This is a genomic window from Halalkalibacter oceani (assembly GCF_023715605.1).
Lineage (GTDB): Bacteria > Bacillota > Bacilli > Bacillales > Bacillaceae_D > Halalkalibacter > Halalkalibacter oceani.
Map to the genome: position 1 here is coordinate 1 of NZ_JAMBOL010000095.1, position 303 is coordinate 303.

The window sequence follows — 303 nt, forward strand, 5'->3', positions numbered from 1 at the left end:
AGATAACCGGCGACCTTCTTTGTCAGCTTCATGGTCTTCGGTCATGTCACGTACTGATGTACGCTCCATTCCTCAGCCATTTGCTTCCTCGAATGTCTTGGTTCTCTTTGATCAATACGATATGTTTAAGCATATGTTGAAAGAAGTGATTCCTTCAAAACTAGATCATGATTGTGCAAGTATCAAGAATTGCTTGGATAAGTCCTCGACCGATTAGTATCTGTCAGCTCCACGTGTCGCCACGCTTCCACACCAGACCTATCAACCTCATCATCTCTAAGGGGTCTTACTGGATTACCTCCA

1 rRNA gene is annotated in these 303 nt (G+C 44.2%); it reads right to left on the minus strand.

The annotated features are described in order from the left end of the window. Positions 1-193: 193 nt before the first annotated feature. Positions 194-303 (minus strand): 23S ribosomal RNA (locus M3202_RS22145); the annotation flags it as partial.